We start from the raw sequence: 18,583 nt of genomic DNA, 5'->3' as shown, positions 1-18,583 counted from the left end.
AATGCACATTCTTGATCTTTAGCTAATGTCTTTTTCGTGTTGTGTTTGCAGTCTCCTTCCTTAATCGTTTATACCGTTCATGAATGTGATTTTGGGCCGGTGCTGGCTTTATGTATGCCATGTGGTATGTTGAAAATTTATGACTTTGTTGCGCAGAATATTTATTTTAATGTTTTTGTTACCAAAAATATATCTGTTATTGCTTGTTTTTCTGCCAAAAAGGTTTATCTTTGCATTACTTTCTATCAGGCTCCGTGCTGAGCATAAGTAAGGCTGCATGCTTGTGGCTGCAATGCTTTGAATAACGTATGCCGGTATTCTAAAAATTTAATCCGGTTAAATAGGCGGCTGTAGATGCTGTCTTAAAATTCAGGCGGAAGATGCTGACTGATGGCTACTGGTGATGAGCTGTATGCCGAGAAACAGAGATATGAAACTTTATACATTAATATAATAATACAAAGAAATGGAAAACAAAAATAACAATCAGGGTCAGTTTCAAGTAGATCTGCCCGCAGATGTATCACAGGGACAATACGCAAACTTTGCTATTATAACACACTCTAGTTCTGATTTCGTGCTCGACTTTGCCCGCATCCTTCCCGGTGTACCCAAGGCAACAGTTAAGTCACGTGTGATTCTTGCTCCTGAGCATGCAAAGCGTCTGCTTATGGCTCTTCAGGACAATATCGTAAGATATGAGAATGCTTTCGGTCAGATAAAGATTCCGCAGCAGGAAAAAGGCACTATTGCACCTTTCCACATTAATAAGGGTGAAGCCTAATTTTTCATCTTAGAAGAATTGATAAGTGTCTACAAGTGCATTTAAATAAGCATATTGTAGTTAATTTATTTTAATAAAGTCTATATTGTGCAAATTTTATGCCGATATAGGCTTTTTGGATTCTTTATAATTATGTAATTTAAAGAATTATTCTTACCTTTGCAGCCCAAATCGGTCTATGTTCTATTGGCCGTATTACATAAGAAAATAACAAAACAAAATATATAACTAAAAATTTAACAACAATGCCTACAATTCAACAATTGGTAAGAAAAGGTAGAAAGGCGCTTGTTGACAAGAGCAAATCACCGGCTTTGGATTCATGTCCTCAGCGTCGTGGTGTTTGTGTTCGTGTTTACACAACAACCCCTAAGAAACCTAATTCGGCAATGCGTAAAGTTGCCCGTGTTCGTTTGACAAACCAGAAGGAAGTTAACTCTTACATACCGGGAGAGGGACACAACCTTCAGGAGCACTCTATCGTACTCGTACGTGGCGGTCGTGTAAAGGACCTTCCTGGTGTACGTTATCACATCGTTCGTGGTACTCTTGATACAGCTGGTGTAGCAAACCGTACACAGCGTCGTTCTAAGTATGGCGCAAAGCGTCCTAAGGCTAAGAAATAATCGTTAAAAGCCAGTTTTTAGGACATAATTGACATTTTATTAACGTTTTGCTGGAGAATTGTTATAAAGGTTGAGTAAGCAGTTCTGGTGAGAACGCTGAAGAACAAGAGAACAGCCCCATGCAGAATTAATTTCAAAACAAAGAAATGAGAAAAGCAAAACCAAAGAAGCGCGTGGTCCTTCCGGATCCCGTTTACAATGACCAGAAAGTCTCAAAATTCGTTAACCATCTGATGTATGATGGAAAGAAAAATACTTCTTATGAGATTTTCTACAAAGCATTAGACACAGTAAAAGAGAAAATGGCTAGCGAGGAAAAGTCTGCTCTTGAAATATGGAAGGCAGCCCTCGACAATATTACTCCTCAGGTTGAGGTTAAGAGCCGCCGTATCGGTGGTGCTACATTCCAGGTTCCTACAGAAATCCGTCCTGACCGTAAGGAGAGCATCTCTATGAAGAATATGATTAACTATGCACGCAAGCGCGGCGGTAAGACAATGGCCGACAAGCTCGCTGCTGAAATCATGGATGCTTATAACAATCAGGGTGGCGCATTCAAGCGTAAGGAAGATATGCACCGCATGGCTGAGGCTAACCGTGCATTCGCTCACTTCAGATTTTAATAATACAGACAGGTAAAAAGAATCATGGCAAAGCAAGATTTACATTTGACCCGTAATATCGGTATTATGGCTCACATCGATGCCGGTAAGACAACAACTTCTGAGCGTATCCTTTTCTATACAGGTAAAACTCATAAGATTGGTGAGGTTCACGATGGTGCTGCTACAATGGACTGGATGGCTCAGGAGCAGGAGCGTGGTATTACTATCACATCTGCTGCCACCACTTGCTACTGGCACTATGACAACAAGCAGTTCAAGATTAACCTGATTGACACTCCGGGACACGTTGACTTCACTGCTGAGGTTGAGCGTTCTCTGCGTGTTCTCGACGGAGCTGTTGCTACATATTGCGCTGTAGGCGGTGTACAGCCTCAGTCTGAAACTGTATGGCGCCAGGCTGACAAATATAATGTTCCCCGTCTCGGCTATGTAAACAAGATGGACCGTTCAGGTGCTGACTATTTTGACGTCCTGCGTCAGATGAAGGAAGTGCTTGGTGCTAATCCTGTTTCTCTCGTTGTTCCTATCGGAAGTGAGGAGACTTTCAAAGGTATCGTAGATCTTATCAAGATGAAGGCTATCCTTTGGCACGATGAGACTATGGGTGCTGAATTTGAAGTTGCTGAGATTCCTGCTGACCTTAAGGACGAAGCTGAAGAGTGGAGAGGAAAACTCCTTGAAAGCGCAGCTGAGTTCGATGAGTCTTTGATGGAAAAATATTTTGAGGATCCTAACTCAATAACAGAAGAGGAAATCATTGCTGCTATCCGTAAGGGTACTCTGGCTATGGAATGTACTCCTGTTATCTGTGGTTCTTCATTCAAGAATAAGGGTGTTCAGACCCTGCTCGACTATGTATGTGCATTCCTGCCTTCTCCTGTTGATACTCCTAACATCGTTGGTACAAACCCGACAACAGGTGAGGAAGAAGACCGTAAACCGTCTGAGGATGCGCCTACTTCAGCTCTTGCGTTCAAGATTGCTACTGACCCGTATGTTGGCCGTCTCGTATTCTTCCGTGTTTACTCTGGTAAGGTTGAGGCTGGTTCTTATGTTTACAACACACGTTCAGGCAAGAAGGAGCGCGTAAGCCGTCTGTTCCAGATGAACTCAAACAAGCAGGTTCCTATGGACGCTATCGATGCCGGTGATATCGGTGCTGGTGTTGGTTTCAAGGATATCCGTACAGGTGATACTCTTTGCGATGAGGCACATCCTATCGTACTCGAGTCTATGACATTCCCTGATCCTGTTATTGGTATCGCTGTTGAGCCGAAGAGCCAGGCTGACGTTGATAAGCTCGGTATCGGTCTCGCTAAGCTTGCTGAGGAAGACCCGACCTTCACTGTTCATACAGACGAGCAGAGCGGTCAGACAGTTATCTCTGGTATGGGTGAGCTTCACCTCGACATCATCCTTGACCGTCTGAAGAGAGAGTTCAAGGTTGAATGTAATCAGGGTAAGCCTCAGGTTAACTACAAAGAGGCTATCACCAAGACTGTTAACCTGCGTGAGGTTTACAAGAAGCAGAGTGGTGGTCGCGGTAAGTTCGCTGATATCATCGTTAATGTTGGTCCGGTAGACGAGGATTACAAGCAGGGCGGTCTGCAGTTCATCAATGAAGTTAAGGGTGGTAACATTCCTAAGGAATTCATTCCTTCAGTACAGAAAGGTTTCGAGTCTGCAATGAAGAATGGTGTACTTGGCGGTTATCCTATGGACAGCCTGAAGGTTACTCTTATCGATGGTTCTTTCCACCCGGTAGACTCTGACCAGTTGTCATTCGAGGTTGCAGCTATCAACGCTTACAAGAACGCTTGCGTTAAGGCAGGTCCGGTTCTGATGGAGCCTATCATGAAGCTCGAGGTTGTAACACCTGAAGAGAATATGGGTGACGTTATCGGTGACTTGAACAAGCGTCGTGGTCAGGTTGAAGGTATGGATGAGACTCGTAGCGGTGCACGTATCATCAGAGCTATGGTTCCGCTGGCAGAGATGTTCGGTTATGTAACAGCTCTTCGTACAATTACTTCTGGTCGTGCTACAAGCTCAATGGAGTATGATCACCATGCTCCTCTGTCAAGCACAATTGCTAAGGCTGTGCTTGAGGAAATAAAGGGACGTACAGATCTCGTATAATCACTAAGCTGATTAAAAATACAAAAGAGAATGAGGCGTCTTGTTAGCGAATGACTCTTAACAGGCGTACCTCTTCTCTTCTTTGAAATTAATATCAATATTAATAAGATAAAATAATGAGTCAGAAAATTAGAATTAAGCTGAAGTCTTATGACCACAAATTGGTAGACAAGTCAGCAGAGAAAATTGTAAAGGCTGTGAAGGCTACAGGCGCTATCGTAAGCGGTCCTATTCCATTGCCTACTCACAAGCGTATTTTCACAGTTAACCGAAGCACATTCGTAAACAAGAAATCACGTGAGCAGTTCCAGCTCAGCGATTACAAGCGTCTTATTGACATCTACAGCTCAACAGCTAAGACCGTTGACGCTCTGATGAAGCTCGAATTGCCCAGCGGTGTTGAAGTAGAAATCAAAGTATAGTTTAATTTTTAATATCAATTGAAATGCCAGGATTAATAGGAAGAAAAATCGGAATGACATCCGTTTTCAGTGCCGACGGTAAGAATGTACCGTGCACTGTTATCGAAGCTGGTCCTTGTGTTGTTACTCAGGTAAAGACTGTTGAAAAAGATGGTTACAAAGCTGTTCAGTTAGGCTTTGGTGAGGCTAAGGAAAAGAACACCTCTAAACCTCTTATGGGAACTTTCAAAAAGGCTGGTACAACACCTAAGAGACACTTGGCCGAGTTCAAGTTTGATGAGGAATATAACCTCGGAGACGTTATCACGGTTGAAATTTTCAACGACGCAAACTTTGTTGACGTTGTTGGTACATCAAAAGGTAAAGGTTTCCAGGGTGTAATGAAGCGTCACGGATTCGGTGGTGTAGGACAGAGCACACACGGTCAGGACGACCGCGCACGCAAGCCGGGATCAATCGGTGCTTGTTCTTATCCTGCTAAAGTGTTCAAAGGAATGCGCATGGCCGGACAGATGGGTGGTGACAGAGTTACAACTCAAAACCTCAAAGTGTTAAAAGTAATACCGGAGCATAACCTCATCTTGGTGAAGGGTAGTGTTGCTGGTTGCAAAGGTTCAACCGTTTTAATTCAGAAATAATGGAAATTAACGTATTAAATATCAAAGGTGAAAACACTGGAAGAAAGGTTACGTTAAACGAATCTATCTTCGGAATTGAACCCAACGACCACGTTCTTTATCTCGACGTTAAGCGCTATATGGCTGCACAGCGTCAGGGAACAGCTAAGGCTAAAGAAAGAAGTGAGCATGCAGGTTCAACCCGCAAGCTTGGCCGTCAGAAGGGTGGCGGTGGCGCTCGTCGCGGTGACATCAATTCTCCGGTGCTCGTAGGTGGTGGTCGCGTATTTGGTCCTAAGCCACGTGACTACAGCTTCAAACTGAACCTCAAAGTTAAGGCTTTGGCTCGTAAGAGCGCTCTGTCTTACAAGGCTCAGGAGAATGCAATAGTAGTAGTAGAAGATTTCAATTTTGACGCCCCGAAGACTAAAGATTTTGTAAATATTACTAAAAATCTTAAAGTTGACGGCAAGAAGTTGCTTTTGGTTTTGCCGGAAGTAAATAAAAACGTATATTTGTCAGCTCGTAATTTGCAGGGCACAGAAGTTATGCTCGCATCAACAATCAATTCTTACAAAGTTTTGAATGCTGATGTTCTTGTCATGACAGAAAATTCGTTGAAGACTATCGATGAAATCTTAAATAAATAAAGGAGAAAGATAATATGGCATTTATAATAAAACCATTGGTCACTGAGAAGATGACCAAGATTACAGACAAGCAGCCTAACCGCTACGGCTTCGTTGTTCGTCCAGAGGCTGACAAACTCCAAATTAAGAAAGAAGTCGAGAGTCTGTATAATGTTACAGTAGTTGACGTGAACACTGCCCGCTATGCCGGAAAGCGCTTGAGCCGCTATACAAAGGCCGGTTTGATTAAGGGACAGAAGAACGCGTTCAAAAAAGCAATCGTTACTCTTAAAGAAGGCGAAACAATTGATTTTTACAGCAATATTTAAATAAAAAATGGCAGTACGTAAATTTAAACCGGTAACTCCGGGTCAAAGACACAAGATTATTGGTACGTTCGAGGAGATTACTGCATCCGTACCAGAGAAGTCTCTCGTTTACGGTAAACGTTCTACCGGTGGTCGAAACAATACAGGTAAGATGACTGTACGCTATATGGGCGGCGGTCATAAGAGAAAATACCGTTTGATCGACTTCAAGCGTGAGAAAGATGGTGTTCCAGCTGTAGTTAAGACAATTGAATACGATCCGAACCGTTCGGCTCGTATTGCATTGTTGTATTATGCTGATGGTGAAAAACGTTACATTATTGCTCCTAACGGACTGCAGGTAGGTGCAACTCTGATGTCAGGAAAGGACGCAGCGCCTGAGATTGGTAATACGCTTCCTTTGGCTAACATCCCCGTAGGTACTGTAATTCACAACATTGAGTTACGTCCGGGTCAGGGTGCACTGCTCGTTCGCTCGGCTGGTAATTTTGCTCAGTTGACTTCTCGTGAAGGCAGTTATTGTGTTATTAAGCTCCCTTCAGGTGAGACTCGTAAAATTCTTAGCGCATGTAAGGCTACTATTGGTAGCGTAGGTAACTCAGACCACGCTCTTGAACAGTCTGGTAAGGCTGGACGTTCACGCTGGTTGGGTCGTCGTCCTCACAACCGTGGTGTTGTTATGAACCCGCATGATCACCCGATGGGTGGTGGTGAAGGACGTCAGTCTGGAGGTCATCCACGTTCACGTAAGGGCTTGTATGCTAAGGGTCTCAAGACAAGAGCTCCGAAGAAGCTTTCTAACAAGTATATTATTGAAAGAGCTAATAAATAATCAAGTTAACTAGAGTAAATTATGAGTCGTTCATTAAAAAAAGGTCCATACATTAACGTATCGCTCGAGAAGAAAATTCTTGCCATGAACGAAAGCGGCAAGAAGAGTGTCGTTAAGACTTGGGCTAGAGCTTCAGTGATTTCTCCTGATTTCGTGGGTCACACTGTTGCAGTTCATAACGGAAACAAATTTATCCCTGTTTATATTACCGAGAATATGGTAGGTCACAAGCTTGGTGAATTCTCACCTACACGTAGATTTGGTGGCCATGCCGGTAACAAGAAGTAAACAGGCTAACCATTGAAAATAAAATAATAAGATAATGGGAGCAAGAAAAAAAATAGCGGCTGAAAAAAGAAAAGAAGCCCTTAAAACAATGTATTTCGCAAAGCTCAGAGGCGTACCTTCTTCTCCGCGTAAAATGCGTTATGTCGTTGACATGATCCGCGGAATGGAAGTTAACCGTGCGCTCGGCGTTCTGAGGTTCTCTAAGAAAGCTGCTGCTGCAGATGTAGAGAAGTTACTTCGTTCTGCTATCGCTAACTGGGAAACAAAAAATGACCGCAAGGCTGAAGACGGTGAGCTTTATGTATCAAAAGTATTCGTTGACGAAGGCGTTACAATGAAGCGTATGAGACCGGCACCCCAGGGTCGTGGCTATAGAATCCGTAAGCGTAGCAACCATGTTACTCTGTTTGTTGATGCTAAAACTAATGACGAAAAATAATTAATAGAATGGGACAGAAAGTTAATCCAATAAGCAACCGTCTCGGTATTATCAGGGGTTGGGATTCAAATTGGTTCGGTGGAAAGAAATTTGGTGACAACCTCGTTGAGGATATGAAAATCCGTAAATACCTTAACGAGCGTCTTGCAAAAGCAAGTGTATCTCGCATTGTTATCGAGCGTACATTGAAACTTGTTACCATAACTATTTGCACTGCCCGTCCGGGTATCGTCATTGGTAAAGGCGGACAAGATGTTGACAAGTTGAAGGAAGAGTTGAAGAAACTCTACGATAAGGAGATTCAGATCAATATTTTCGAGGTAAAGAAGCCGGAGCTCGATGCGTCTATTGTAGCTAATAACATTGCACGCCAGGTTGAGGGTAAGATTGCTTATCGTCGTGCAATTAAGATGGCTGTAGCTAACACGATGCGTGCTGGAGCTGAGGGAATCAAAGTGCAGATTACTGGTCGTCTGAACGGTGCTGAAATGGCACGTAAGGAAATGTATAAAGAAGGTCGTACTCCTTTGCATACATTCCGTGCAGATATCGACTATTGTCAGGCAGAGGCCCTCACAAAGGTTGGTCTGTTAGGTATTAAGGTTTGGATTTGCCGTGGTGAGGTTTATGGTAAGCGTGACCTCTCTCCTAACTTTGCTCAGGAAAAGCAGAGCGGACGTTCAAACGGCAAGACAAGAGTTAATCGTAAGAGAAACAATAACCGTTAAAGAAACAAGCTATCATGTTACAGCCAAAAAGAGTAAAATATAGAAGACCTCAAGACGGCCGCGGCAGAAAAGGCAACGCCCACAGAGGTACACAACTGGCTTTCGGATCATTCGGCATCAAGACTCTTGAAGCAAAATGGTTGGATAGCCGCCAGATAGAGGCAGCGCGTGTTGCTGTCAATCGTTATATGCAGCGTGAGGGTCAGGTCTGGATCCGCATATTCCCGGATAAACCTATTACACGTAAGCCTGCTGACGTACGTATGGGTAAAGGTAAGGGAGATCCCGCAGGATGGGTTGCTCCTGTTACTCCGGGACGTATCCTCTTTGAAGTTGAAGGTGTTTCTTTTGATGTTGCTAAGGAAGCATTGCGCCTTGCAGCACAGAAATTGCCTGTAAAGACAAAATTTGTTGTTAGACGTGATTACGATAAAAATGCTTAATTATGAAGATTAAAGAAGTCAGAGAACTCGAAACCAAAGACTTGGCAGAGAGATTAGAGGCCGAGATTGCTAAATATAACCAAATGAAGTTGAATCATGCAATCACACCGCTGGAGAATCCATCTCAAATTAAGGCTACTCGTCGTGATATAGCACGTATGAAAACAGAACTTCATCAGAGAGAACTTAATAAATAACAATGGTCCAGATGGAAACAAGAAATTTAAGAAAAACAAGAACGGGTGTCGTTATCAGCAACAAGATGGATAAAACCATTGTTATTGCGTCTAAGTTCAAGGAGATGCACCCGATATATGGTAAGTTTGTTCAGAAGACAAAGAAATACCATGCACATGATGAGAATAATGAGGCAAATGTAGGTGATACAGTGCTCATTATGGAGACACGTCCTTTGAGTAAGACAAAGAGATGGAGATTAGTTCAAATAATTGAAAAAGCTAAGTAATTATGATACAAGCAGAATCAAGACTTACTGTATGTGATAACAGCGGAGCTCGTGAGGCCCTTTGCATCCGTGTTTTGGGTGGAACACGCCGCCGTTATGCAAGTGTTGGTGACGTTATTGTCGTTGCTGTCAAGAACGTTATCCCGTCAAGTGATATGAAAAAGGGTGCAGTATCAAAGGCTTTGGTTGTTCGCACAAAGAAAGAAATACGTCGTGCTGACGGCTCATATATCCGTTTCGACGACAATGCTTGTGTTTTGCTGAACAATGCTGGTGAACTTCGTGGCAGCCGTATCTTCGGCCCTGTAGCTCGCGAACTCCGTGCAGTTAATATGAAAGTCGTTTCTTTGGCACCTGAGGTTCTTTAACATAAAAAGGAAAAAGTAATGAATAAGTTACATATAAAGAAAAACGATACAGTTATTGTCTTGGCCGGTGAGGACAAAGGCAAGACTGGCAAGGTGCTTAAAGTTTTAGTTGAAAAACAGCGTGCCATTGTTGAGGGTATCAACATCGTGTCTAAGAGCACAAAACCGAGTGCTAAGAATCCTCAGGGAGGAATCGTTAAGCAGGAGGCTCCGATACATATCTCAAATCTGAGTCTGATTGACCCCAAGAGCGGCAAGGCTACACGTATTTCAATTAAGAAGACAGAAGACGGTAAGAAGATCCGTATTGCTAAAAAATCAGGGGAGGAAATCAAATAATGAATACAGCTGAATTAAAGAAGGTATATGCAGAGAGCATCGCTCCTGCACTGCAGAAACAGTTTAACTATTCTTCTAAGATGCAGATTCCTGTCCTGAAGAAGATTGTAGTTAACCAGGGTCTTGGAGATGCAACTCAGGATAGAAAGATCATCGAGGTTGCTATCAACGAGATTTCTACAATTACGGGTCAGAAAGCAGTTGCTACATATTCAAAGAAGGATATCGCAAACTTCAAACTCCGTAAGAAGATGCCTATCGGCGTTATGGTAACTCTTCGTCGCGAGCGTATGTATGAATTCCTCGAGAGACTCATACGTATTGCATTGCCACGTATCCGTGACTTCAAGGGTATTGAGAGCAAATTCGACGGTCGCGGAAACTATACACTTGGTATTCAGGAGCAGATTATCTTCCCTGAAATCAACATCGATTCAATCGATCGTATTCAGGGTATGAACATCACCTTCGTAACAACTGCCAAGACAGACGAGGAAGGTTATGCTCTTCTCAAAGCATTTGGTCTACCTTTCAAAAACGCTAAAAACGATTAATAGATATGGCAAAAGAATCAATGAAAGCCCGCGAGGTTAAACGTGCTAAACTCGTTGCCCGTTATGCTGAAAAACGTGCGGCTTTGAAAAAAAATATAGCTACAACAGACGATCCTGCAGAGGCTTATGAGGCTGCAAGAAAGTTGCAGAGCATTCCCCGCAATGCTAATCCTATCCGTCTGCACAACCGTTGCAAGATTACAGGTCGTCCAAAGGGTTACATCCGTCAGTTTGGCCTTTCTCGTATTCAGTTCCGTGAGATGGCTTCTGCCGGTCTTATCCCCGGAGTAAAGAAGGCAAGCTGGTAATTTAGGAGATTTAGTTTTTTTATTTAATATTGTCGGGGCAGTCCCGATTAATTAAACAATTATTTTATGACAGATCCAATAGCAGATTATCTGACGAGGTTGAGAAACGCAATCATGGCTCATCACCGTGTTGTTGAAGTACCAGCTTCAAACTTGAAGAAAGAGATTACAAAGATCCTCTTCGAGAAAGGTTACATCCTTAACTACAAGTTCATTGAGGATGGACCTCAGGGTACAATTAAGGTTGCATTGAAGTATGACCCTGCAACCAAGACAAACGCAATCAAGTGTTTGAAGAGAGTGTCTACTCCAGGTTTGCGTAAGTATACTGGATACAAGGACATGCCGAGAGTTATTAACGGATTAGGTATTGCTATTTTATCTACATCCAAAGGTGTAATGACAAACAAAGAGGCTGCTGACCTTAAGATCGGTGGTGAGGTTCTTTGCTACGTTTATTAATGGAGGAAATTAGATTATGTCAAGAATTGGAAAATTGCCTATCAGCATTCCTTCAGGCGTTACAGTAACTCTCAACAATGGCGTAGTTAATGTAAAAGGTCCCAAGGGAGAACTTTCTCAGAAGGTAGACTCTTCTATCAAAGTTAAGATTGAAGATAATCATGTAATATTTGAAATTGATGAGAATAGTCCTGTAAACTACAAGCAGAAGCAGGCATTCCATGGCCTTTATCGTGCTTTGGTCAACAACATGGTTGTTGGCGTAAGCGAAGGCTATAAGAAGGAGCTTGAGCTTGTCGGTGTGGGCTATCGTGTTTCTAATCAGGGAAACATCATCGAATTCGCTTTAGGATATACACACCCGATTTTCATCCAGTTGCCTAAGGAAGTTAAGGTTGAGACAAAGTCTGAAAGAAATCAGAACCCTGTTATTATTTTGGAATCTTGCGATAAGGAATTGCTCGGACTTATTTGCGCCAAGATACGTTCGTTCCGTATGCCTGAGCCTTATAAAGGAAAAGGTATATTGTTCAAAGGCGAAGTCATCCGCAGAAAGTCTGGTAAGACTGCTGCTGCTAAGTAACTTTAATATTTTACGATCATGACAACAAAGAAAATAGAAAGACGAATAAAGATAAAGTTCAGAATTCGCAAAAGTGTAAACGGAACAGCTGAACGTCCTCGTATGAGTGTATTCCGCAGCAACAAGCAGATATATGTTCAGATTATCAATGATGTAACAGGTACAACTCTTGTTTCTGCTTCTTCACTTGGCCTTGAGACAATGCCAAAGTGTGAGCAGGCAGCCAAAGTTGGTGAACTGATAGCAAAGAAGGCTGTAGAGGCTGGAATCTCTAAGGTTGTTTTCGACCGTAACGGATACCTCTACCATGGACGTGTTAAGGAACTTGCTGATGCAGCTCGTAAAGGTGGACTTAATTTTTAATCGATTATGGCAATGAACAAAGTTAAAATAAATAGTGACGTTGAATTAAAAGACAGATTGGTTGCTATTAACCGTGTTACTAAGGTAACAAAAGGTGGTCGTACCTTCACATTTGCTGCTATTGTTGTAGTTGGTGACGGCAACGGAGTAATCGGTTGGGGTCTTGGAAAGGCAGGAGAAGTTACCGCTGCAATTTCTAAAGGTGTTGAGTCTGCAAAGAAGAATCTTGTTAAGGTTCCTGTACTTAAGGGTACAATACCTCATGAGATTGAGGCAACATTCGGTGGAGCTCAGGTTTTCTTGAAGCCTGCAGCAGCCGGTACTGGTCTTGTAGCCGGTGGTGCTATGCGTGCTGTGCTTGAGAGTGTTGGTGTTAAGGATGTCCTTGCTAAGTCAAAGGGCTCTTCTAACCCTCACAACCTTGTTAAGGCTACTATCGTGGCTCTGACACAGTTGCGCGATGCTTATACCATTGCCAAGACACGTGGAATCAGTTTGGAAAAAGTATTTAGAGGATAGGAGATAATAATATGGCAACAATAAAGATCAAGCAGATTAAAAGTAAAATTGGTGCTCCGCTAGACCAGAAACGTACACTTGCGGCTCTTGGTTTACGTAAAATATCTCAGGTCGTAGAGCGTGAAGATAGTCCTACCCTTCGCGGTATGATAAGGAAGGTTCACCATCTGGTAACCGTTATTGAATAATAACTCACATTAAAAAAGAAACGATTATGAAACTAAATAATTTGAAACCAGCTGCAGGTTCTACTCATTCACGCCGCCGTATCGGCCGTGGACCAGGTTCTGGCCTTGGTGGAACGTCTACACGTGGTCACAAGGGTGCTAAGGCACGTTCTGGTTATAAGAGAAAGATTGGATTCGAAGGTGGTCAGATGCCTTTGCAGCGTCGTATACCGAAGGCTGGATTCAAGAATATTAACCATAAGGAGTATTTTGCTGTAAACCTTTCTACGCTTCAGGAGATTGCTGAGGCAAAGAATCTTACAAAGATCGGCATTCAGGAACTGAAGGCTGCTGGTCTTACCAATGGTAAAGAGTTGGTTAAGATTCTCGGAAATGGTGAATTGAAAGCAAAATTGGAAGTGGAAGCTCATGCTTTCTCTAAGACTGCTGAAGAGGCTATCAAGGCAGTTGGTGGTAACACAACAATAATCTAAGTAAATGAAAAAGTTTATTGAGACACTGAAGAACTGTTGGAAGATTGAGGATTTGCGTCAGCGAATCCTCATCACCATAGCATTTGTTGCAATTTATCGTTTTGGATCATTTGTTGTTTTGCCAGGAATTGATCCATCAATGTTGCAGAAATTGCAGTCGCAGACAAGTGGCGGTCTTATGTCGCTGCTTGACATGTTCTCCGGTGGTGCTTTCTCCAATGCTTCTATCTTTGCATTGGGAATAATGCCTTACATCTCAGCTTCTATCGTAATGCAGCTGCTTGCAGTTGTAGTGCCGTATTTCCAGAAGATGCAGCGTGAGGGTGAGAGTGGACGTAAGAAGATCAATTGGTATACACGTGTGCTTACCGTTGCAATTCTTTTGTTCCAGGCTCCTTCTTACTTGATGAACCTGAAGATTCAGGCCTATGGTGCTTTGTCATCAGGCATTGACTGGTCAGTGTTCATGATACCCGCAACAATTATTCTTGCTGCAGGTAGTATGTTCGTTTTATGGCTCGGTGAGCGTATTACGGATAAAGGCATTGGAAATGGTATCTCATTGATTATTATGATAGGAATCATCGCCCGTCTGCCGCAGGCATTTATACAGGAGGTCAGCTCTCGCTTTACGGCAATCACTGGCGGTGGTCTCGTTATGTTTATTGTTGAGATACTTATACTTTATGCTGTCGTTTGTGCATCTTTGCTCTTGGTTCAGGGCACTCGCAAAATACCTGTACAGTATGCTAAGCGTATTGTCGGTAACAAGCAGTACGGTGGTGCACGCCAGTATGTTCCGTTGAAGCTCTTCGCTGCTAACGTTATGCCTATTATCTTTGCTCAGGCATTGATGTTCATTCCGTTGGCAATCGTTCAGTATTCAACAGACCAGAGCGGTTACATTATCCGTTCTTTGATGGATCACAGAAGCTTGTTGTATAATATTGTGTTTGCAGCACTTATAATTGCTTTCACATATTTTTATACAGCATTGACTCTGAACGCGACACAGATGGCTGAAGACATGAAGCGTAATAATGGCTTTATACCCGGCATCAAGCCAGGTAAAGACACCGCTGATTATATCGATACAGTTATGTCTCGTATAACATTCCCCGGTTCACTCTTTATTGCGTTTATCGCTGTAATGCCTGCTCTTGCTGGATTGCTGAATGTTCAGGATGCTTTCTCTCAGTTCTTTGGTGGAACATCTCTCCTCATTCTCGTAGGTGTTGTTATAGACACACTCCAGCAGATCGAAAGTCATTTGATGATGAGACATTACGATGGCTTGCTCAATTCAGGTCGAATTAGAGGCCGTAATGGCGGCGTTTCTGCATATTAGAGTATTTCTTACTGAATGAAGATATTTCTCAAGACAGAAGATGAAATAGAACTGATGCGAAAAGCCAACCAGTTAGTTGGAAACACTTTGGGCGAGATAGCAAAGCATATCAAGCCCGGTGTTACAACTTTACAGTTGGATAAAATAGCAGAAAGTTACATCAGGGACAATGGGGCAATACCAACCTTCAAAAATTACCCTAACCCTTTTGGTCAACCTTTTCCGGCAAGCATCTGTACTTCTGTAAATGATGTAGTTGTTCACGGAATACCAGACAACAAGACTGTGCTTCGTGACGGCGATATAATATCTGTTGACTGTGGTGCTCTTTTAAACGGTTTTAATGGTGATTCTTGTTATACTTTTTGTGTAGGTGAAGTTTCGGCTGAAGTGAAGCAGTTGCTTCTGACTACCAAGGAGGCTCTTTATTTGGGTATCGAGAATGCCGTTGCCGGAAAACATATTGGTGATATCGGTCATGCCGTGCAGGCTCATTGCGAATCGCGAGGATATGGAGTTGTCAGAGAACTGACAGGACATGGTATAGGACGCGAGATGCACGAAGATCCATCTGTACCAAACTATGGCACTAGTGGTTCGGGAGTATTGCTTAAAGCAGGCATGTGTATTGCGATAGAACCGATGATAACGATGGGCGACAGATCCCTTTGCATGATGCCCGACCGTTGGACGATAAAGACATGTGACGGGAAACCTGCTGCACATTTTGAACATACAGTAGCGATATATCGGGGTAAGGCAGAAATTTTATCTTCTTTTGAGGAAGTTGAACGATTAGAAAGAAATTAATTTTAAATATGGCAAAACAAGACGCAATAGAGCAGGACGGAACAATCGTAGAGGCATTGTCAAATGCAATGTTCCGTGTAGAGTTGGAGAATGGCTGTCCTATAACGGCTCACATTTCGGGTAAGATGAGAATGCATTATATTAAGATTCTTCCCGGAGATAAAGTAAAAGTTGAGATGAGTCCTTATGATTTGACAAAGGGCAGAATCGTATTCAGATACAAATAATTTTATAGAGATATATGAAGACAAGAGCATCATTAAAGAAACGTACTCCCGATTGCAAAATCGTTCGTCGTAAGGGTCGTCTGTACGTTATTAACAAGAAAAACCCTAAGTACAAATTACGTCAGGGCTAAAACATTAAATTTTTTAATTAATTAACAAAAATGGCAATAAGAATTGTTGGAGTAGATTTGCCCCAGAATAAGCGTGGCGAAATCGCATTGACTTATATTTATGGTATAGGTCGAAGTAGTTCAGCAAAGATATTGGATAAAGCAGGCGTAAGCCGTGACCTGAAGGTCTGCGATTGGACAGACGATCAGGCAGCTAAGATCCGTGAAATAATCGGCGCTGAATTCAAAGTAGAAGGTGATCTCCGTTCAGAGATCCAAATGAATATCAAGCGACTGATGGATATTGGTTGCTATCGTGGAATTCGTCATCGTAACGGTCTTCCGGTTCGCGGTCAGAGTACAAAGAATAATGCTCGTACCCGTAAAGGTAAGAAGAAGACTGTTGCTAATAAGAAAAAGGCTACTAAATAATAATTAGTTATGGCAAAGAAAACAGCAACATCTAGAAAAAGAAATGTAAAGGTTGACGCTATGGGCCAGCTTCACGTTCATAGCTCTTTCAACAATATCATTGTATCTTTGGCTAACAGCGAGGGCCAGATTATTTCATGGTCTTCAGCCGGAAAGATGGGTTTCCGCGGCTCAAAGAAGAATACTCCTTATGCAGCTCAGATGGCTGCCGAGGATTGTGCAAAAGTAGCTTATGACCTTGGTCTCCGTAAGGTGAAGGCATATGTTAAGGGTCCGGGTAACGGCCGTGAGTCAGCTATCCGTGCCGTACACGGTGCCGGAATCGAAGTTACAGAGATTATCGACGTAACACCGTTACCCCACAACGGTTGCCGTCCTCCAAAGAGAAGAAGAGTTTAATCAAGTACACAAATCCGCCATCCTGCGTTGTGCAGGATGGCACAATAAAACAAAGTATTTTAAATTATTATGGCTAGATATACAGGTCCGAAATCAAAAATTGCGCGTCGTTTTGGTGAACCCATTTTCGGCGCTGACAAAGTTTTGTCTAGGAGAAACTTCCCTCCTGGACAGCATGGCAATAATCGTCGCAGAAAGATGTCTGAGTATGGTGTCATGTTGGCAGAGAAGCAGAAAGCTAAATACACTTATGGTGTGCTTGAGCGTCAGTTCCGTAATCTGTTCGAGAAGGCAGCAAAGGCAGACGGTATTACCGGTGAGGTATTGCTCCAGAGCCTTGAGTGCCGTCTTGACAACGTAGTGTTCCGCCTTGGAATTGCTCCTACACGTGCTGCAGCTCGTCAGCTGGTTAGTCATAAGCATATTGTTGTTGACGGTAAGGTAGTTAACATTCCTTCATATTCAGTTGCTCCCGGTCAGGTAGTAGGTGTTCGTGAGAAGGCTAAGTCTCTTGAGGTTATTGAAGCAGCTTTGGCTGGTTTCAATCACAGCAAGTATCCTTGGTTGGAGTGGGATGAAAACACAAAGAGCGGCAAGCTTCTGCACAAGCCGGAGCGTGCTGACATACCGGAGAACATTAAGGAACAGTTAATCGTTGAGTTGTACTCTAAATAAATCATTAAATTAATGGCGATATTAGCATTTCAAAAACCTGATAAAGTTGTAATGTTGGAGGCGACAGACAAATTCGGCAAGTTCGAATTTCGTCCTTTGGAGCCAGGCTTTGGCGTTACCATCGGTAACTCATTGCGCCGCATTCTTCTTTCATCGCTTGAGGGTTATGCTATCAACACAATCCGTATTTCGGGTGTTGAGCATGAGTTTTCCTCTGTACCTGGCGTAAAGGAGGATGTTACCAACATTATCTTGAATTTGAAACAAGTAAGATTCAAGCAAGTAGTAGAAGAATTCGAGAACGAAAAAGTTAGTGTCACCGTAGAGAATTCAACAGAGTTCAAAGCAGGTGATATAGGTAAGTATCTGACTGGATTTGAAGTGTTAAACCCTGATTTGGTGATTTGTCATTTAGATGCCAAAGCTTCAATGCAGATTGATCTCACTATAAACAAAGGACGCGGATACGTTCCTGCTGACGAGAACCGTGAGTTCTGCACTGACGTCAACGTTATTCCAATCGATTCTATTTACACTCCGATCCGTAACGTGAAATATTCAGTTGAGCCGTATCGTGTTGAACAGAAGACCGACTACGACAAGCTGGTTATTGAAGTTACGACGGACGGTTCCATTCACCCGAAGGACGCTCTTAAGGAGGCTGCCAAGATTCTTATTTACCACTTCATGCTGTTCTCTGACGAGAAGATCACTCTTGAGAACAATGATGTTGACGGTAATCAGGAATTCGACGAAGAGATACTCCACATGCGCCAGCTGCTCAAGACAAAGCTCATAGACATGAATCTTTCTGTTCGTGCGCTTAATTGTCTTAAGGCTGCTGATGTTGAGACTCTTGGCGATTTGGTTCAGTACAACAAGACCGACCTCCTCAAGTTCCGCAACTTCGGTAAGAAATCGCTTTCAGAGCTTGATGATTTGCTCGAGAGTCTGAATCTGTCGTTTGGTACCGATATTTCTAAGTACAAATTAGATAAAGAGTAACCGTGCATAATCCGGCGCATGGCTGATACCTGCGCCGGGCATGCCGATTTAT

33 protein-coding genes are annotated in these 18,583 nt (G+C 42.8%); all 33 read left to right on the top strand.

Features of this window, described 5'->3' with window-relative positions:
• The first annotated feature begins 466 nt into the window (after positions 1-466).
• The 33 genes from EJL04_RS14340 to EJL04_RS14180 all read left to right on the top strand — a co-directional run bounded on the left by EJL04_RS14340 (position 467) and on the right by EJL04_RS14180 (position 18,531).
• Positions 467-784, top strand: a complete 318-nt coding sequence (locus tag EJL04_RS14340; protein ID WP_021855164.1) for a DUF3467 domain-containing protein — start codon at positions 467-469, stop codon at positions 782-784.
• Positions 785-1,029: 245 nt separating this feature from the next.
• Entirely contained in the window at positions 1,030-1,410 is a 381-nt protein-coding gene (gene rpsL / locus EJL04_RS14335) for a 30S ribosomal protein S12 (protein ID WP_021851960.1), read from the top strand.
• A 146-nt stretch (positions 1,411-1,556) separates the two neighbouring features.
• On the top strand, positions 1,557-2,033 hold the full coding sequence (gene rpsG / locus EJL04_RS14330; protein ID WP_021855165.1) for a 30S ribosomal protein S7: 477 nt from the start codon (positions 1,557-1,559) through the stop codon (positions 2,031-2,033).
• A gap of 24 nt (positions 2,034-2,057) precedes the next feature.
• Complete coding sequence (fusA, locus tag EJL04_RS14325; RefSeq protein ID WP_021855166.1) at positions 2,058-4,175, top strand: elongation factor G; 2,118 nt, start codon at positions 2,058-2,060, stop codon at positions 4,173-4,175.
• A 116-nt stretch (positions 4,176-4,291) separates the two neighbouring features.
• Positions 4,292-4,597 (top strand): 30S ribosomal protein S10, encoded by a 306-nt coding sequence (rpsJ, locus tag EJL04_RS14320; protein ID WP_009228666.1) that lies wholly within the window; start codon positions 4,292-4,294, stop codon positions 4,595-4,597.
• A 23-nt stretch (positions 4,598-4,620) separates the two neighbouring features.
• Positions 4,621-5,235, top strand: a complete 615-nt coding sequence (gene rplC / locus EJL04_RS14315; protein ID WP_053398844.1) for a 50S ribosomal protein L3 — start codon at positions 4,621-4,623, stop codon at positions 5,233-5,235.
• Entirely contained in the window at positions 5,235-5,864 is a 630-nt protein-coding gene (rplD, locus tag EJL04_RS14310) for a 50S ribosomal protein L4 (RefSeq protein ID WP_021855168.1), read from the top strand. Before rplC ends, rplD begins: the two co-directional genes overlap by 1 nt.
• Before the next feature lie 14 nt (positions 5,865-5,878).
• On the top strand, positions 5,879-6,172 hold the full coding sequence (gene rplW, locus EJL04_RS14305) for a 50S ribosomal protein L23 (protein WP_021855169.1): 294 nt from the start codon (positions 5,879-5,881) through the stop codon (positions 6,170-6,172).
• Between the two features lie 7 nt (positions 6,173-6,179).
• Complete coding sequence (gene rplB, locus EJL04_RS14300; RefSeq protein WP_021855170.1) at positions 6,180-7,004, top strand: 50S ribosomal protein L2; 825 nt, start codon at positions 6,180-6,182, stop codon at positions 7,002-7,004.
• A gap of 21 nt (positions 7,005-7,025) precedes the next feature.
• A complete protein-coding gene (gene rpsS, locus EJL04_RS14295) occupies positions 7,026-7,292 on the top strand; it encodes a 30S ribosomal protein S19 (protein ID WP_021855171.1) in 267 nt (88 codons plus the stop codon).
• A gap of 34 nt (positions 7,293-7,326) precedes the next feature.
• Entirely contained in the window at positions 7,327-7,731 is a 405-nt protein-coding gene (gene rplV / locus EJL04_RS14290; protein WP_021855172.1) for a 50S ribosomal protein L22, read from the top strand.
• Positions 7,732-7,739: 8 nt separating this feature from the next.
• Positions 7,740-8,459, top strand: a complete 720-nt coding sequence (gene rpsC, locus EJL04_RS14285; RefSeq protein ID WP_021855173.1) for a 30S ribosomal protein S3 — start codon at positions 7,740-7,742, stop codon at positions 8,457-8,459.
• A gap of 14 nt (positions 8,460-8,473) precedes the next feature.
• On the top strand, positions 8,474-8,902 hold the full coding sequence (gene rplP / locus EJL04_RS14280; protein WP_021855174.1) for a 50S ribosomal protein L16: 429 nt from the start codon (positions 8,474-8,476) through the stop codon (positions 8,900-8,902).
• Positions 8,903-8,904: 2 nt separating this feature from the next.
• Entirely contained in the window at positions 8,905-9,099 is a 195-nt protein-coding gene (gene rpmC, locus EJL04_RS14275) for a 50S ribosomal protein L29 (RefSeq protein ID WP_021855175.1), read from the top strand.
• A gap of 2 nt (positions 9,100-9,101) precedes the next feature.
• Positions 9,102-9,368, top strand: coding sequence for a 30S ribosomal protein S17 (rpsQ, locus tag EJL04_RS14270; protein WP_082335262.1), 267 nt, complete (start codon positions 9,102-9,104; stop codon positions 9,366-9,368).
• Between the two features lie 2 nt (positions 9,369-9,370).
• On the top strand, positions 9,371-9,736 hold the full coding sequence (rplN, locus tag EJL04_RS14265; protein ID WP_021855177.1) for a 50S ribosomal protein L14: 366 nt from the start codon (positions 9,371-9,373) through the stop codon (positions 9,734-9,736).
• An 18-nt stretch (positions 9,737-9,754) separates the two neighbouring features.
• Positions 9,755-10,075: a 50S ribosomal protein L24 gene (gene rplX / locus EJL04_RS14260; RefSeq protein WP_021855178.1), complete on the top strand. Its 321-nt coding sequence runs from the start codon at positions 9,755-9,757 to the stop codon at positions 10,073-10,075.
• On the top strand, positions 10,075-10,629 hold the full coding sequence (gene rplE / locus EJL04_RS14255; RefSeq protein ID WP_021855179.1) for a 50S ribosomal protein L5: 555 nt from the start codon (positions 10,075-10,077) through the stop codon (positions 10,627-10,629). Before rplX ends, rplE begins: the two co-directional genes overlap by 1 nt.
• Before the next feature lie 5 nt (positions 10,630-10,634).
• Positions 10,635-10,937, top strand: coding sequence for a 30S ribosomal protein S14 (gene rpsN / locus EJL04_RS14250; protein ID WP_125105470.1), 303 nt, complete (start codon positions 10,635-10,637; stop codon positions 10,935-10,937).
• Between the two features lie 66 nt (positions 10,938-11,003).
• Positions 11,004-11,399, top strand: a complete 396-nt coding sequence (gene rpsH / locus EJL04_RS14245; protein ID WP_021855181.1) for a 30S ribosomal protein S8 — start codon at positions 11,004-11,006, stop codon at positions 11,397-11,399.
• Positions 11,400-11,415: 16 nt separating this feature from the next.
• A complete protein-coding gene (rplF, locus tag EJL04_RS14240; RefSeq protein ID WP_021855182.1) occupies positions 11,416-11,982 on the top strand; it encodes a 50S ribosomal protein L6 in 567 nt (188 codons plus the stop codon).
• Between the two features lie 18 nt (positions 11,983-12,000).
• Positions 12,001-12,345: a 50S ribosomal protein L18 gene (gene rplR, locus EJL04_RS14235; RefSeq protein WP_021855183.1), complete on the top strand. Its 345-nt coding sequence runs from the start codon at positions 12,001-12,003 to the stop codon at positions 12,343-12,345.
• A 6-nt stretch (positions 12,346-12,351) separates the two neighbouring features.
• Positions 12,352-12,864, top strand: a complete 513-nt coding sequence (gene rpsE, locus EJL04_RS14230; protein ID WP_053398841.1) for a 30S ribosomal protein S5 — start codon at positions 12,352-12,354, stop codon at positions 12,862-12,864.
• Between the two features lie 11 nt (positions 12,865-12,875).
• Positions 12,876-13,052, top strand: coding sequence for a 50S ribosomal protein L30 (gene rpmD / locus EJL04_RS14225; protein WP_021855185.1), 177 nt, complete (start codon positions 12,876-12,878; stop codon positions 13,050-13,052).
• A 26-nt stretch (positions 13,053-13,078) separates the two neighbouring features.
• Positions 13,079-13,525: a 50S ribosomal protein L15 gene (rplO, locus tag EJL04_RS14220; protein ID WP_021855186.1), complete on the top strand. Its 447-nt coding sequence runs from the start codon at positions 13,079-13,081 to the stop codon at positions 13,523-13,525.
• A 4-nt stretch (positions 13,526-13,529) separates the two neighbouring features.
• Entirely contained in the window at positions 13,530-14,873 is a 1,344-nt protein-coding gene (secY, locus tag EJL04_RS14215) for a preprotein translocase subunit SecY (protein WP_021855187.1), read from the top strand.
• 15 nt (positions 14,874-14,888) lie between these two features.
• Positions 14,889-15,683: a type I methionyl aminopeptidase gene (gene map / locus EJL04_RS14210; RefSeq protein WP_125105469.1), complete on the top strand. Its 795-nt coding sequence runs from the start codon at positions 14,889-14,891 to the stop codon at positions 15,681-15,683.
• A gap of 8 nt (positions 15,684-15,691) precedes the next feature.
• Positions 15,692-15,910, top strand: a complete 219-nt coding sequence (infA, locus tag EJL04_RS14205; RefSeq protein WP_021855189.1) for a translation initiation factor IF-1 — start codon at positions 15,692-15,694, stop codon at positions 15,908-15,910.
• A 14-nt stretch (positions 15,911-15,924) separates the two neighbouring features.
• A complete protein-coding gene (ykgO, locus tag EJL04_RS14200) occupies positions 15,925-16,041 on the top strand; it encodes a type B 50S ribosomal protein L36 (protein ID WP_021855190.1) in 117 nt (38 codons plus the stop codon).
• Positions 16,042-16,071: 30 nt separating this feature from the next.
• Positions 16,072-16,452: a 30S ribosomal protein S13 gene (rpsM, locus tag EJL04_RS14195; RefSeq protein WP_021855191.1), complete on the top strand. Its 381-nt coding sequence runs from the start codon at positions 16,072-16,074 to the stop codon at positions 16,450-16,452.
• A gap of 9 nt (positions 16,453-16,461) precedes the next feature.
• Complete coding sequence (rpsK, locus tag EJL04_RS14190; RefSeq protein ID WP_021855192.1) at positions 16,462-16,851, top strand: 30S ribosomal protein S11; 390 nt, start codon at positions 16,462-16,464, stop codon at positions 16,849-16,851.
• Between the two features lie 69 nt (positions 16,852-16,920).
• The gene (gene rpsD / locus EJL04_RS14185) at positions 16,921-17,526 is read left to right on the top strand and encodes a 30S ribosomal protein S4 (RefSeq protein ID WP_021855193.1); all 606 of its coding nucleotides are present in this window, start codon (positions 16,921-16,923) and stop codon (positions 17,524-17,526) included.
• Between the two features lie 12 nt (positions 17,527-17,538).
• On the top strand, positions 17,539-18,531 hold the full coding sequence (locus EJL04_RS14180; RefSeq protein WP_021855194.1) for a DNA-directed RNA polymerase subunit alpha: 993 nt from the start codon (positions 17,539-17,541) through the stop codon (positions 18,529-18,531).
• Positions 18,532-18,583 lie beyond the last annotated feature (52 nt).

This window comes from Prevotella marseillensis (genome assembly GCF_900625065.1).
Taxonomy (GTDB): Bacteria; Bacteroidota; Bacteroidia; order Bacteroidales; family Bacteroidaceae; genus Prevotella; species Prevotella rara.
The sequence above is the reverse complement of the archived record's forward strand: the minus strand, read 5'-3'. Positions and strand labels throughout refer to the sequence as shown.